Below are 13,210 nucleotides of genomic sequence, written 5' to 3'. Positions count from 1 at the left end.
ACGCCCTCGCAATAAGCGAAAAGAAGTAATCAGGAAACTGATCGACACTACAAAGCCAGCTAACTGGCAAGTATTGTGAATCAGGAAAACTGATAAGCGTTACTAAATCAGTAAACTGATAAGTATCGCTAAAAACGGAGAGCTGGCCGAGTGGTCGAAGGCACTTCCCTGCTAAGGAAGCATACGGGCTTAAATCTGTATCGAGGGTTCGAATCCCTCGCTCTCCGCCAGTTTAAAAAAGTGTGAAATATTGCTGGAAAAAAAACCAGCTTCAAGTATAATGCACGCTTTCGCGCCCGTAGCTCAGCTGGATAGAGTACTTGGCTACGAACCAAGGGGTCAGGAGTTCGAATCTCTTCGGGCGCACCAAACAAAACAAAAGGCTTACAGTTTAACGACTGTGAGCCTTTTGTTTTTTCAAACATCGATCAACTACACCTCACCCTGCACAGCTAGCTACCATCGCAATAATTTTCTTGATTCCTTCTGCTATAAGCAAGCGGATAACACCAATGTAAATTAGTTATTCATAAATTGTGGTCTGTCCCCTATTATTTTAAATTGTGGTCTGTCCCCTATTATTTCCATCGCAATAATTTTCTTGATTCCTTCTGCTATAAGCAAGCGGATAACACCAATGTAAATTAGTTATTCATAAATTGTGGTCTGTCCCCTATTATTATTTTACTTCTGCTATAAGCAAGTGGATAACACCAATGTAAATTAGTGATTCATAAATTGTGGTCTGTCCCCTATTATTGACTGCTCCACATAATAAAAGGGCTGATTCTATAATGAAATCAGCCCTTTTATTTATCAACGTATGGAATAGAAATGGGCACTAAACTTTTCTAGAATGACAAAAACCGAAATTCATTTCAAAATATAAGAACCTTGATTAATATCGAATAAAGCAATCTAGGCTGCTAGAGTGTTATAAGAAAAGGGGAAATTATGGACCTAACCTCTCAATTGTTAGAGCATATTTGGTGGGTTATTCCGTTAATGATTATCTCAGCCATTCTAAAATCACCTTCATTTAAGGGATTTGCCGGAGAAATTTACATACGAAACTCTGCAAAGTATTTCCTTGATAAGTCCACATACCATGCTGTGCATAATGTCACCTTAGCTACTCCAGATGGCACCACCCAAATTGATCATATATTCGTGTCGGAATATGGTGTTTTTGTAGTTGAAACCAAGAACTATTCAGGTTGGATATTCGGGGATGAAAAGCAAAGCATGTGGACTCAAAAGCTATACAAAAAAACCTACAAATTCCAAAATCCATTACACCAAAATTACAAACACCTTAAAGCTCTAGAAAGCTCATTGAGTATTTCTTCAGATAAATTTCACTCCGTTATTATTTTTGTAGGTGGTAGCACTTTCAAAACAAGACCGCCCCCGAATGTAAGAACTGCTGCCACCTTTATTAGCTATATCAAATCAAAGAAAGTACCAATACTTTCACTGACTGAGGTTCAAAACATTTTAAGAATTATTCAGACTGAGCGACTGTCACCTTCATTTAATACGCATCGCGAGCATGTAAACAATTTGCAAGCAAGATTCAACACCGCTTCACCTAGGCTCTGCCCAAAATGTGGCAGTAAGATGGTATTAAGAACTACAAAAGCTGGTGAAAATGCAGGTAAACAATTTTGGGGATGCTCACAATTCCCCAAATGCAGATTAAAAATGCAAACAAGTAATTCTGCAGAAATCCAAAATACACATAACGTCGTGCCGTTTAGAAGACCTTCGCAAGATAACTAGCTTGTACTTACATGCTAAGCATTAAATCATTCAGCCAATATTAATGATATCAACCCAGTGCCCATCTTCATTATCTTGGGCGCACCATATAAAACAAAGGCTTACAGTTTAACGACTGTAAGCCTTTTGTTTTATAACATCGCACAGTCACACCTCACCCAGCACTGCTAGCTACCATCGCAATAACTTTCTTGATTCCTTCTGCTATAAGCAAGCGGATGACACCTCCGTGAAATTAGTTATTCATAAATTGTGGTCTGCCCCCTATTATTTGCGTGAATGATGTGCGTCGCTAACGCTGCCATGCCTTCATTCTAACAATCATGCTAGTATTATTTATCGTTAATGTATTTATAGCCCTCCCCGTGTTACATGAACGGAGTGATGAGTCACGCCACAGTCGAATAAAAGTCTACTTTACGTTAACCCACTTCTTTTTAGCCCCACTAATAACAATCCATCGAAAGACAACATGAAGAAACATATTTACCTAGCATTGTTCATATTTGGAGTGACGTTCTCTTGGTATGCCCGTGCGGCACCCGAAATGAGTCAACATCTTCAGCAAAACTTAATCGCTGCACAAGACGAGGTAAAGCAACTAAAGGCCCAATTGCAGATAGTCGAGTCCTATCAAGATAAGTTATTATCCACCGTCTATTGGTCACTGGGAACGCTAGCGACAATCGCAGCCTTACTAGTAGGGTTCAGCTGGTTTGCGAACTTCAGAATCTATGAACGAGACAAGACAGCACTTCGACAGGAACTGCACTCAGCAGTTGAAGACGAATTGCGAAATCTCCGCCGATTGGTTGAGGATCATGTGGACGACTCAAAGAAAACACTAACCGATCAGATTATTATGCAGTCCCAAGCCGCGACTGAGCCTCTAAAAAAGAAGATTTTAGCTAATGAAAGAACCTTATCTCGTGGTCTAGCAAATCTAGAACTTGAAATACGTGAGATTGAGCACACCAAGTGGCGTGAAAAGAAAGTCTATTCAAACGCCCTCCGCACTTCTAGACAAATGCTTGATATATCACTCATCACCGAGAACCGTTACGATATTGCTGATGCTCTTGACCGAATACAGGGTGATCTAGGATCAATGCTTAAAGCTAACTACACCACCTTAATCCCCGATGCTGAGGATGTAAGTACCATCGTCAAGACATTGGATAGGGTCGACGCTGAGCACTTAATTTTAGTTTCATCAATCAAAGACATGCTTGCGAAAGTTCGCACAGTTGCAGGCTAAGCAATCGTTGTTGGGGTCGCTCCACCTATCGGCAATGCGCCCCTGAATTTAATAGTCAAGCTATCATCAGACATTCCACCCAGTGCCCAAATCCATCATTTTAGGCGCACCATACAAAACAAAGGCTTACAGTTTAACGACTGTAAGCCTTTTGTCTTTTACACCTCAAAAACCAGCCTCTTAATGACTTCACTTTCAGGCTGTGCGGCAGGCACTCACTTTTAAACTCGCCCAGGATCAGTTTCACCCAAGCGGCATCAAGTCTAAGTCAGGAAAAACTGTGCTGTTGCGAGGGGCGGCACGATAAAGACTGCTGCCACGAATACTGCCGTAAATAATATACGGATGAATTTGTTTGACCCAAATAGCGTGGTATTACGCTGATTATCATCATAATTCTGGTATGTGCTCATTTAATTCTCCTTAAGAAATTTTTGATCTCTCGTTTGTTACAAATGAAGTGGTAACTTCAATGATTGCTGCTGACAGTTTGTGACTATAGGCAAATTTCATGTCATGCAAATGACAAAGGGAGCCGCAGCTCCCTTATATGCAATATATTGCAATATGAACTTTATTATTTGTTCATTACGTACATTGTGACTTCAAAGCCAAAACGCATTTCAGTCGCTGCTGGTTTAGTCCACATCATCATTCTCCTTGGTTTTGTTTTTCAAACTGGCGGTATGCCGTGTCTGTGTGATTGAATTATGCGCCAGACGTAATTAACTACCCTATTGCTGTTCATGAATGCTAAGTCAGCAAAACCATGAAAGTGCCATGCCGTCTGGATAGCGGTCTGCAACCTGTCGCTCCACAGACTTTTTGATACGAAAATCTCAATAATTAAAATGAATACTGATTTCAGTATCTTGCCTGACTTCAAACTGGCTATCCTTGAATGATGGCGGCCCCATGACTTTAGGATTGTTCGATAAACCATACCCCTCGGTTGGAATCATGCCGAAACGCTTGTTCATTTCATTGTTGCCATCTTCATCATGGTAAGTCAGCACGGCATAAGTGCCGGCAGCAAGGTTTTCAAAAGTGACGTTCGACGCGCCTTCTACCGCCTGCGTTTTAATGATTTTAAATGCTTTGGCGCTTTTGCGGAATGTTGCGGGGTCTGAATACAGCTCAACAAAAATATTGCCTTTGTTATTCTTAACCTGCTCTAAATTGACGGAAAGCCTGAATGCATCCTGTGCGGTAGCGGCGAGTGAAAAGAAAGCCATGCACACTGCCAGCAATAACTTGTATGTTTTCATCTGAATGACCCGATACTTTTATTTAAAACACTAATTTAACGCTTTTGGCAGAATGTGCAATATGAATATTTAACCCTGAACCAGCCTGATTCACAATCATTCATCAGCCATGGAATATTGGGTATTCCGCGCCTAGCAACTATAATGCTCTGATCACTGTGCCATGGCTGGCTGCACGACTTTAGCCCGAACCGGATCGAAGTATGAAAGCCGGATGTTTTCATACTGAACATTACACAGTTTTTACCATATAACAAATGTCTGATGACATACATAACAATCATATGACCATTGAGTTCGGCCGCGGCCCGGTACTGCCGCTAATACCCAATCTGCCGCACCGCCGGTTTGAAGCTCACGTCAGGAAAACACCCGACGCGATTGCCGTTTCCCATGATGGCGGTCAGCTTACCTATGCTCAACTGAACGCACGCGCAAATCACTTCGGCAAAATGCTCAGCGCTATGGACGTGGGGCCTGAAACTGTTGTTGCTTTATATATGGAACGCTGCCCGGAGCTGGTGATCGGCACTATCGCCATCCATAAAGCCGGCGGGGCATGTGCCTTCATTGAGCCATCCGCCCCGGCCAGGCGGCTGGAAGCGATGCTTGCGGAGATCAGTCCGCGCGTGATTCTTACAACACACCAATATCATGCAAGACTTGATCACGAAAAACTGGAAGATGCGCACACACTCCTGATCATGATGGATGCGTCTGAACACGCTGAAGAACATCAGGAGATCAGTTTGCCGGCAGCCGAGGTCAGCTCGCAGAACCTGGCCTGCATCTTTTTCACATCAGGCTCATCCGGCAAGCCGAAAGCCGTCATGTTTCCGTATGGTGCTTACTGCGAGCAGCATGTAGCTGATAGCGGCACTGAGCGGCATATGCTTAAAACCGACTCCGGCACGACCTTTACCAGGGCAGAGATGCTGCGCCCGCTGGTCAGCGGGCAACAGCTGTTCATTGCACCGCGCGGACTGGAAAAAAATTTCCGGGAACTAGCCAGCTATATCAATCGGCACCGCATTACCCATTTAGTCTCAACGCCAACCGCACTGCGCGCCCTGCTGGATTCAGACAATATAGCACTCTGCCATTCCCTTAAATCGGTGACCTGCTCAGGTGAGGATATCCCGCTGCAACTGAAACAGGATTTTCTTTCACACCTGAATGCCGAACTGCATATTATCTATGGCTGCACCGAGGTTCCCGGCGCCGCCACCATGAAATTAAGCCGGGATACTCAACATGGGATTCATGCCACAGGACGCCCCGCCGCCATGATGGAGGTCTACGTACTGGATGAGGCCATGCAGCCCGTACCAATCGGCAGAGAGGGCGAGGTCTACCTTGGCGGGCTGATGGCAAGAGGATACTTCAATGCCCCCGGCCTGACTGCTCAAAAGTTCGTGCCACACCCGTTTGCACAGACACCCGAACAGCGTTTATTCAAAAGCGGAGACAGAGGGCGCTGGCTGCCTGATGGCTATTTGCAGGTATTAGGCCGCTCAGATAGCCAGGTAAAAATCAGGGGATTCAGGATTGAACTGGGAGAGATAGAGGCTGTACTCCTGGCACTGCCGGATATTCAGCATGCCGCTGTCATTGCATGTGAAGATGCAGCCGATGATAAATTTCTGGCGGCATACATGGTGACACGCAACCCCAGCCTCAAGCCTGGCGATATAAGATTGGCACTCAAACAATCATTGCCTGAATACATGCTGCCCCGTCATTTTACATTGCTGCCTGAACTGCCATTAACTGCCAGCGGCAAAATAGACCGTATGGCACTACCGCGACCTCTGCCGTTACAGACAGCCACTGCCGGGCGGCAGGAATCTTTTGATACCTACGAGCGCCATCTGGCTGCCATCTGGGAAAGCCTGCTTAAGGTTGCGCCAACCAGCATCCATGACAATTTTTTCGACCTTGGCGGACATTCGCTGCTCGCCGCACAGATGATAGATCAGATTGAAAAAGTATTTCAGAAGAAGCTACCCCTGGATTTTCTATGGTTTCACGGCGGCACCATAGCCTCTATCGCCAGCGCATTGCGCGACCAGTACCGGTTTGGCGCCAACCCGGAGCTGGTACTGATTAAGGAAGGTTCCCGCCAACCGCTGTTTGCTGTGCATACCAAAGGCGGGCACCTGCTCGACTATTACCTGCTGGCACGCCACCTGGCTCCAGACCAGGCAGTGTACGGCCTGCAGGCGCGCGGTGTTTTTGGCAGCCACACCCCCGATTGCAGCATTAAACACATTGCAGCCAACTGCATCCAGGCCATGCGCCAGATACAACCCGAAGGGCCATATTTGATCACAGGTTACTCCAGTGGCGGCGTGGTTGCCTACGAAATGGCACAGCAACTGAATCAATCAGGCGATCATGTCGCTGCCCTGGTTCTGCTGGATACTTATTGCCCGTGGATATACCAGAGCCATCGCTGGCTTAACGCCCTGAAACGCCTGCTACGCGGAAAAACGCACAGCATGCGCAACCTGCTGCGTTCAGCTTTCCTGACGACATTCAAGCTTAACTGCCTGTTTAAAATCCAGGATGTGCATAAAGCGCATAAATATGCGCACATGGCGTATCAGCCCCGCAAATCCACACAGTATATTGATTTTTTTATCGCTGAAGAATCTACAAAACACACTGTACACAAGCTGCTGGGCTGGCAGAGATGGTTCAAAGGCTCGGTAACGACACATTCTTTCCCAACCAGCCATAGTGGCCTGGTGAGATTACCGGCAGTAAAGCATGTAGCCGAGGCGCTGCAGGCATGCATCAACAATGCCCGGTCAAAATGACGACATCACTGCCCGCACTGGATCAAAACCAGGTACATGTCTGGACCATTCAACTTGAAACCGACAAGGCCGGAATCGCACATCACGCCTCTTTGCTATCCGCTGAAGAAACCAGCCGCGCTGAGCGCATCCGCATTCCGGAAGTAAAACAACGCTTTATCATTGCACGGGCTTCCTTGCGCAGGATTCTGGCTTTGTATATGGGCGGCGATGCTGCGGCACTGGGTTTTGAATATGGCCAGGCCGGAAAACCGCATCTTGGCAAAAACTCCGGCCTTCACTTCAATCTATCTTATAGCCATCGCATGGCCAAGGTGGCCGTTGCGATGCACAGGGCGGTAGGCATCGACATACAGGCCATCGCACAGGTCGCGGATGCAGAATCGGTTGCGCGCCTGGTGTTTTCACCCGCAGAAATATCCGGCCTGCTATCGCGGCCTGTCCATGAACAGCAACTGGCGTTTACTCAAACCTGGGTGCGCAAAGAAGCCTATATCAAGGCTTTGGGAACTGGGTTTACACGGCCTGCACATCAGTTCTGCGTATCGCAGGCGGCCGGGGATACAGACGCTTTACGCAGTGATGAGCACAACCGGCTAGCAACTGCTGAATGGCGCCTGATGCAGATTGAAGCACCAGGCGGTTACTGCGCTGCGCTTGCCGCAGCCGGAAGGGATTGGCACCCTATTGAAATCGAACCGGATATTTTGCATGAAGCCTGACCCGGCCAACATGCAGTTAGCTGCATGTTCAGGATGGTAGCCATTGATAGAGTTCCAGCGGGCAAACCTCCTCAAAGCCGAACCGCAGGCATGTCGAATAGGAGCTGTCCCGTGCCGATTGGATCACAAAGTGGCTGACCTCATTTTCGCAGGCATCTGCAAGCCGCTGCCGTATCAATTCACGGTAAGCGCCTTTATTGCGATGTTCGGGCACAACGGCAGCCCCTCTCAGCATCATGACGGAATTGCTCTCGATATAAGAACAGTAACCATAGCCGACCGGCTCTTGCCCATCGCGCAAAGAAGCCAGATACATTCTGGATTGCACTCCGTCATGATGCGCTGACGGTGCATACAGGTACTCGATATAGGCTTTTGAAGCTGCACCGTAGGCACGTGTAATCAATTCCATATGCTCTGTAAATTCATCTTTGGCGATTTCCCGCACGCTGATTTGCGAATTCTCCGTCCCGGATATAGCAGAAGACTCAAGATGCATTCCTGCCACTTTGTGGAACCTGGAAGGGGTCAGCCCGTTCTTCATTAACAGTTGCGGCAGTTGCGCATCAATATCGCCTGGCCTGACGATCCAGGTAAACCCACTGTTTCTGCTTCTGAAAAAATCAATCGCTTCCTGAATTGACGTCTCAACATCATGGTCACTCACCAGGCCGATGCGGTTTGCATAAGGTTCGCTGAAAGGGGAAAACCAGCCACGCATGCCCGTAATGTCGACTACCGTGTTGCCTGGCCTTTTTTCGGAAATAAATAAACTATCAACGATAATTTTTTCAATGTCTTTTCTATCCATCAGCTTAATTAAATTTTCTTTTTGATATACGCATTCAACAAAACTTATGGCTGATAAATATACTCAATCTTCAGCATCAGTTCTGTTATAAAGTGGCAGCCCTGCCTGCAAGGCGGGGCTAAGATTATAAGTGACCATTCGCTTTCAAGGCAGATATGGATTAACAAGTTTGTAAAAGATTGTTGATTGACCGCGGTGACAGACTACCCGGCGGAAAGAAACCGGCATGAGAACGAACGGCAATCAGCTTTGCGGCAGCATAGTCTCAAATTCATGCAGCGGTACCGGCCTGCCAAACAGGTAGCCCTGGTAATGATCGCATCCATGATCCTTTAAGAACTCGAACTGCGGCCCGGTTTCCACACCCTCGGCAATCACTTCCAGCCCCAGGCTGTGCGCCATGGTAATGATCGTCAGCACCAGCGTTCTGTCATTGCTGTCAATCGTGATATCCCGTACAAACGACTGGTCGATTTTCAGCTGGCTCAAGGGCAGTTTTTTAAGATACTGCAGCGAAGAGTACCCGGTACCGAAATCATCCAGCTCAAAGCGGATCCCGATTTCCCGTAGCGCCCGCATGGTCGAGATCATGCCGTTGATATCCTTGAACAGGATACTTTCAGTGAGCTCCAGCTTCAGCAATGCCGGATTAATGGCATAGTGGCTGATGACAGACTGCACATGGTCGACGAAGTCAGTCTGCCTGAACTGTTTTGCACTCACATTCACAGAAAGTGTCAGTTGCTTTGTGTGTGGATCCTGCTGCCATTTTTTTAATTGGGCACAGGCCGTATCCAATACCCATTGCCCCATCGGCAGGATCAATCCTGTTTCTTCCGCCAGATTGATAAAATTCCCCGGCAGGATAATGCCTTGCTGCGGATGATGCCACCGGAGCAATACTTCGGCACCCAATATACAGCCGGCATGGTCGACCTGCGGCTGGAAATAAAGCTGGAACTGCTTCTGCACCAATGCCATACGCAGTTCGTGTTCCAGGTTGGCGCGTGCCGTGACCGCATCCTGCATATCCTGATCGAAGAAACGTATCGCGTTACGGCCGGAGTCTTTGGACTGGTACATTGCAATATCAGCCTGCTTCAGGATCGCCTCGACACCAGCCTGCTCCTGGTTGACAAACAAGGTAGCGCCGATACTGCAAGTGCTATGGTGCTCGTGCGAGCCGATATTGAATGGCCGGCCAATCGCAACCTGTATTTTGGTAGCGATAGTTTCGGTCTGTGCCGCAGCCTCTAGCGGGTGGCTGCTCAGGTTTTCCAGCAGCACCACAAATTCATCCCCCCCGATACGCGCCACGGTATCCACTTTACGCACACAGCCAGCCAGCCTTGCAGACACCTGTTTCAGGAGCTGGTCACCCATGTCGTGCCCCAGCGTGTCATTCAATGTCTTGAAATGATCCAGATCCAGGAACAATAAGGCGCCATGCCTGCTGTTCCGTTCGCTGGCGGCCAAAGCCTGCTTGAGCCTATCCAGTAACAGGCGCCGGTTGGGAAGCTGTGTCAGCGGATCATAAAAAGCCAGGTTGTGAATCTCTTCAGAAGCCTGTTTACTGCTCGTGATGTCGGTCATGGTCGCGACATAATTGGTCACCTTGCCTGCATCATTCTTAACGGCGGTGATGATAAGGTGTTCGAGGTAAGCCTCACCATCTTTACGGCGATTCCAGACCTCGCCTTCCCAGGTGCCTGTCTGGCTGATGACTTCCCACATCGTTTCATAGAACACTTTATCGTGCATGCCTGAACTCAGCACTTTGGGCGTACTGCCCACCACGTCTTCAGCGCTGTATCCGGTGATTGCAGTAAAGGCGCTATTCACCCGCAGAATCGTGCTGTCAGCATCGGCAACAATCATGCCCTCCTGCGACTGGAACACGGCTGCTGCGATGCGCAGATTATCTTCAGCCAGTTTTCTTGCCGTGATATCAACCTTGACCGCGACATAATGGCTGACTGCGCCATCGATATCGGTCACCGGAGAGATGTGCGCTTCTTCAAAGTAGATCTCGCCATTTTTACGCTTGTTGATGAACTCGCCCACCCAGGTGCGGCCATTGGTCAACGTAGTCCACATATCCGCGTAAACGGAAGGGTCGGTCAGACCTGACTGCAGCACACGCGGGTTCTTGCCCAGCGCCTCTGCCAGGCTGTAACCGGTAGCCTCCGTGAAACATGGGTTCACATACTCAATGCTGGCATCAAGATTCGTGATCACAACCGAGGTCGGGCTTTGTTCAATGGCGGTAGACAGCATGCGCAGCCTGATCTCGGCAGCTTTACGCCCGGCAATGTCAGAGAGCGTGCCGATGACACGCAGTGGTTTATTATCCGCATTACGGCTGACCACCAGGCCATGGTCAAGTATCCATTTATAGCTGCCGTCTTTACACAAGGCCCGGTGTTCGCTGACATAAGCCGGCGTTTTACCATCCAGGTGATCCTGCAATCTGGCAAGAACCCTGGCCTTATCCTCCGGATGGATATGCCGTTCCCATTCTGCGAGATTGCCGTCAATTTCCGCCTCGGCATACCCCAGCAGATGTTTCCAGGTTTTGGAGAAAAATATCTGGTTCGCGCTCACGTTCCAATCCCAGAGGCCATCCCCGGAGCCTTCAATCGCAAACTTCCACCTGAACTCGCTATCCCTCAAGGCATCCTCACGCTGCCCCAGCACCTCAAGCAGTGCATTAAAGCTGCCAACCAGTTCGCCGATTTCATTGCGGCTGTCAATCATGAGCGGGCGTAACTGCTGATCTGCCCCGGATAAAGAAGCCAGCTGCTTCACTGTAGCAAACATCGGTGAAAGCTCCCGCCTTAGCATCCACCACGTCAGGCCGCCGGCAACAATGGTCAGCAGAATGGTAACGAGAACAATGCGCCGTTCCATGCTGTAAACAGACGCAAAGGCCTCTGCCATCGGCAGCGATGCAACAAGCAGCCAGTCTGCGACCGAGATACGCCTTGCCGAAGTCAGCATACTCTCGCCCAGGGCATTCGTGGTGACCAGCGTTTTGTCGCCCGCAGACAAGGCAAGGCCGACACCCTGCTCAGACCTCTGCATGACCCTGCGCTTGCCGGTACTGGTAATGATTAAGCCACTTTTCGACGCCTGCAATTCAAAATAACCGGACTTGCCATAACGATTCTCGGTTACTTTATCCAGAAAGCTGGGTTTTGCCAGGTCAGTCACGCCGGCCAGCACACCGATGACCTTACCCTGCTTATTCATGATCGGTACGCCGATGCCCAGGACGGCTGAAGCGACAACCTTGCCGACAACCGGCTGACCGATCTTGGCCTTGCCTTGCCTGAGCGGAATGGCGATATAGTCCCTATCGCTGTAATCGATACCCGCCCGTTCGCTTGCGTAAGGCAAAGAGGCGATAGCCCTGCCATCGGGGCCGGCAGCATAAACGCCGGCATTGAAATACCTGATAAAAAGCGGACGATTCTCCAGCAGCGCCTGTATGGATGAGGCATCATTCAAATTGCTGCCCCCCAAGGTTTCTGCAACCACCTTCAACACAGCCAGACGTTCATTCAGGTCATCATCAATCTGCGCTGCGAGCAGCGATGTCGTTGCAAGCTGCTGCTGCCCGAGCTGATGTGCAATATCCCCATGCAGCATACGGCCGGCATAAAACGAAAGCAGCCAGATCCCTGCAACAAAGATTGCCAGCGTGAATAAAGTCACCCTTGTCTTGAGTGAGCGGATATGAAACATATTGAGTTTGATAATGATTGAACCGGAATTGTTTTGCTTTACCAATACTTTACTGCAATTATGATTCTAGTAAAGCCAATATCCCGGATATACAGCCTACACTTGCGTTAAATCAAAATGCCGAAACTGCAAGCTGAGCTATATTGCAAAAACCCTGCACTGCACGCAGGTTTATACTGGGTTTATTTTCAGTGAAATGACCTCAAAAATACAGGAGATTGATATGTTGCGTTTATCAAGAAGCACCGCCCTGATCGCAGCCGCACTCTTTGCGAATACCGCAATGGCTGACCATGACACCATCAAACCAAAAGCTTATGACAGCCTGGGAAAATGCGTAAAGGCAGCCCTCACTGAACATGAAGGCAAGATTGTTAAAGCAGAATTTAAATCCGAGAATAAAAGAGGGGTGTATGAATTTGATATTGAATCAGCGGACGGCAGTGCCTGGGAGATTGAATGTGACGCGCAATCCGGAAAAGTGACGGAGATTGAACAGGAAGTGAACGCGGATAATGCAAAATTCAAGGCCTTGGCAAAAGTCAGCGAGGCGGATGCAGAAGCCACCGCTTTAGCAGCGCACCCGGGCACGCTGGTTGAAACCGAATATGAGCTGGAAGCAGACGGCAAAGCCTCTTATGAATTTGATATTCTCGAAGCGGATAAAGAAGAAATCAAAGTGGAAGTTGATGCAGCTACTGGAAAGATCGTAGAAGTCAGCTATGAAGAATACCAGATCGGCAAAGAGTAAGCGTTACTGAAAACTCAGCATTAACAGGCCAACTCTGCTTGACCAGGCC

Annotated in this window: 10 protein-coding genes and 2 tRNA genes; 7 read left to right on the top strand and 5 right to left on the bottom strand. The window is 48.3% G+C overall.

Annotated features, from left to right (window positions below):
- Nucleotides 1–136: 136 nt before the first annotated feature.
- The 4 genes from GQ51_RS10690 to GQ51_RS10675 all read left to right on the top strand — a co-directional run bounded on the left by GQ51_RS10690 (nt 137) and on the right by GQ51_RS10675 (nt 3,040).
- Nucleotides 137–230: transfer RNA gene (locus GQ51_RS10690), tRNA-Ser, on the top strand.
- Between the two features lie 62 nt (nt 231–292).
- A tRNA-Arg gene (locus GQ51_RS10685) sits at nt 293–369 on the top strand.
- Nucleotides 370–954: 585 nt separating this feature from the next.
- Entirely contained in the window at nt 955–1,782 is an 828-nt protein-coding gene (locus tag GQ51_RS10680) for a nuclease-related domain-containing protein (RefSeq protein ID WP_081987141.1), read from the top strand.
- Nucleotides 1,783–2,254: 472 nt separating this feature from the next.
- Nucleotides 2,255–3,040: a hypothetical protein gene (locus GQ51_RS10675; RefSeq protein ID WP_047552766.1), complete on the top strand. Its 786-nt coding sequence runs from the start codon at nt 2,255–2,257 to the stop codon at nt 3,038–3,040.
- 263 nt (nt 3,041–3,303) lie between these two features.
- Here the strand turns inward: GQ51_RS10675 and GQ51_RS12495 are convergent, their stop codons facing one another.
- The 3 genes from GQ51_RS12495 to GQ51_RS10670 form a co-directional block, all read right to left on the bottom strand.
- The gene (locus tag GQ51_RS12495) at nt 3,304–3,453 is read right to left on the bottom strand and encodes a hypothetical protein (protein WP_200884419.1); all 150 of its coding nucleotides are present in this window, start codon (nt 3,451–3,453) and stop codon (nt 3,304–3,306) included.
- Between the two features lie 164 nt (nt 3,454–3,617).
- Nucleotides 3,618–3,689, bottom strand: a complete 72-nt coding sequence (gene pqqA / locus GQ51_RS12360; protein WP_081624291.1) for a pyrroloquinoline quinone precursor peptide PqqA — start codon at nt 3,687–3,689, stop codon at nt 3,618–3,620.
- 190 nt (nt 3,690–3,879) lie between these two features.
- Nucleotides 3,880–4,308, bottom strand: coding sequence for a DUF2141 domain-containing protein (locus GQ51_RS10670; protein ID WP_052177811.1), 429 nt, complete (start codon nt 4,306–4,308; stop codon nt 3,880–3,882).
- Between the two features lie 257 nt (nt 4,309–4,565).
- Here GQ51_RS10670 and GQ51_RS10665 point away from each other — a divergent pair, with 257 nt between their 5' ends.
- Both GQ51_RS10665 and GQ51_RS10660 read left to right on the top strand, forming a co-directional pair.
- Entirely contained in the window at nt 4,566–7,130 is a 2,565-nt protein-coding gene (locus GQ51_RS10665) for an amino acid adenylation domain-containing protein (RefSeq protein ID WP_052177810.1), read from the top strand.
- A complete protein-coding gene (locus tag GQ51_RS10660) occupies nt 7,127–7,852 on the top strand; it encodes a 4'-phosphopantetheinyl transferase family protein (RefSeq protein WP_052177809.1) in 726 nt (241 codons plus the stop codon). The genes GQ51_RS10665 and GQ51_RS10660 overlap by 4 nt, the downstream gene beginning before the upstream one ends.
- A gap of 28 nt (nt 7,853–7,880) precedes the next feature.
- On the opposite strand, the gene GQ51_RS10655 is transcribed toward GQ51_RS10660, so the two are convergent.
- Both GQ51_RS10655 and GQ51_RS12080 read right to left on the bottom strand, forming a co-directional pair.
- Nucleotides 7,881–8,663 carry a GNAT family N-acetyltransferase gene (locus GQ51_RS10655; RefSeq protein WP_047552762.1) on the bottom strand — a complete coding sequence of 261 codons (783 nt, stop codon included), beginning with the start codon at nt 8,661–8,663 and terminating at the stop codon, nt 7,881–7,883.
- A gap of 243 nt (nt 8,664–8,906) precedes the next feature.
- A complete protein-coding gene (locus GQ51_RS12080) occupies nt 8,907–12,455 on the bottom strand; it encodes an EAL domain-containing protein (RefSeq protein ID WP_052177808.1) in 3,549 nt (1,182 codons plus the stop codon).
- 178 nt (nt 12,456–12,633) lie between these two features.
- Here GQ51_RS12080 and GQ51_RS10645 point away from each other — a divergent pair, with 178 nt between their 5' ends.
- Nucleotides 12,634–13,161: a PepSY domain-containing protein gene (locus GQ51_RS10645; protein WP_047554140.1), complete on the top strand. Its 528-nt coding sequence runs from the start codon at nt 12,634–12,636 to the stop codon at nt 13,159–13,161.
- Nucleotides 13,162–13,210: the final 49 nt, after the last annotated feature.

Source organism: Methylotenera sp. G11, from assembly GCF_000799735.1.
Classification (GTDB): domain Bacteria; phylum Pseudomonadota; class Gammaproteobacteria; order Burkholderiales; family Methylophilaceae; genus Methylotenera.
The sequence above is the reverse complement of the archived record's forward strand: the minus strand, read 5'-3'. Positions and strand labels throughout refer to the sequence as shown.